The organism is Eisenibacter elegans DSM 3317, assembly GCF_000430505.1.
In the GTDB taxonomy this organism is placed as follows: Bacteria; Bacteroidota; Bacteroidia; order Cytophagales; family Microscillaceae; genus Eisenibacter; species Eisenibacter elegans.
On sequence record NZ_KE387155.1, the window covers coordinates 1 to 1,664 of the forward strand.

2 protein-coding genes are annotated in these 1,664 nt (G+C 36.5%); both read right to left on the bottom strand.

Annotation, left to right across the window (positions count from 1 at the left end; genetic code table 11):
* Window positions 1–392 (bottom strand): GxxExxY protein (locus G499_RS0118025; RefSeq protein ID WP_027001085.1); only part of this gene is annotated, 392 nt, incomplete at its 3' end.
* The gene (locus G499_RS21600) at window positions 385–1,620 is read right to left on the bottom strand and encodes a restriction endonuclease subunit S (RefSeq protein ID WP_081413893.1); all 1,236 of its coding nucleotides are present in this window, start codon (window positions 1,618–1,620) and stop codon (window positions 385–387) included. The genes G499_RS21600 and G499_RS0118025, both read right to left, overlap by 8 nt.
* Window positions 1,621–1,664 lie beyond the last annotated feature (44 nt).

The following is a 1,664-nucleotide window of genomic DNA, read 5'->3' on the forward strand; positions in this document are numbered from 1 at the left end:
TTTTGATTGAACTTTTTGTTCTGAACTCTTTTGAACTCCAAGCTCTTCGCACCGAAATTGATTAGCAAACCGATTTCAAGGTCGTATGCTTCCAAATAATTGATGGCTTGTGCCAAATGCACGTCTTCCAATTTGATAATGGCTTTCAACTCTACCGAAACTATGCCTTCCACTAAAAAATCAACCCTGCGTGTGCCTATCTGCTGATTTTTGTAATATACCGGCATTTCGTGTTCCCTGCTGAAAGCCAATCCTTCATCTGCCATCTCAATTTCCAATGCCCGCTGATAGATAACTTCCTGAAATCCATTACCCAATGCAGAATGAACACGCATGGCACAACCAATTATCTTGGCAGTCAAGTCTGAATATTTATGCTCGCTTTTAATCATAGTCTGGACTGTGATTTTTGTGATTATTTGATTTTCCTGATTTTTCTTCTGCCTCATCAAAGTCATCACCTACATCAAATGAATCAAGGTTCAGACATATTTTCCCGCTCATTAACTTGGGCAGTAGCGTGTCACGGGTTTGGGTTAAGGATTGGATTTGCAATGAGTTGTATTTTATTTTTTCAAAAATTGGTTTGACAATCTCATCAAAATATTTAACTATTTTTTCGTTACCAATAAAAGTATTTAAGTCCATAATATGTCTTGGATAAATATGCGGTTGTGCGCTTCCTTCTTGGCTATCATAAATATTTTTTTGATTATATTTCAAAAATAAATAGCAATAATATACAAATGGATAGACTGTATTATCAATAAAACACGAATCAGAAGACCAAACTTTTGTTTGATACAACCTAACAAACCCTGCATTTGCACCCGAGCTACTGATTGTAACAACAGGTTCATTTGTATTAGATTCATTATGAAAACAAGAAGGTTCTAAACCACCTGCAACAACTGGAAAATCTCCTTCAATTGCTTGTGTTTTTGTAATATTTTTACCCTTCTTAGGTTGTAATACTTCCCCCAATTTCCCCATTCTCCACCCCTTCGGCAATCCATTGTCTGAACCTTGATTTTTTTGATTAGATGATTTTCCTGATTTCTTATTATCACAGCCATCAGGCAAATCATCAGAATCATAGTTCAGACTGTTTGGGAAGTTGAAATTGACAAACCACTCTTTGAAAATGGCTTGTGCCATCGCTTCCAAAGTTTGGTTCATTTGCAGGTTGAGTTCTATTTTGTCGTCAAGGGAAGAAAGGATTTGGGCGATTTGGCGTTGGGTGGGTAGGTCGGGCAAACTGATTTCAACCTTATTTAACACTTCAGTTGTTAAACTTGGAACGGCTGAACCAACATTCATTGAAGCTAAATCCATTGACTTCAATAAGTAATACAAATACTTTCCGTGAACACCATTTTTGATTTTGGTGTAAAACATTGTATCAACAGACCAAAACGGCTTATCAAGATAAAAAAGATTGCTCAAAGTGCCTTTTCGTGGAATCAGAATGCTTTCCTTGTCATACAAATGCGTTTCAGCATAACGCATAATCCCGCCCGAACCATAAACAGGAAACTCACCATCTGCTAAATGCTTATGGTCTTTACCGTATTTAATCTCGACAAGTTCACTTAACTTATATGTTTTCCATTCGCTCATTTGTCTGCACTATGATTTTTGTGATTATTTAGATTGCCTTGATT

Bases quoted from the DNA above. Each gene is read 5' to 3' on its own strand.
- G499_RS21600 (WP_081413893.1), bottom strand. From the start codon at position 1,620: ATGAGCGAATGGAAAACATATAAGTTAAGTGAACTTGTCGAGATTAAA.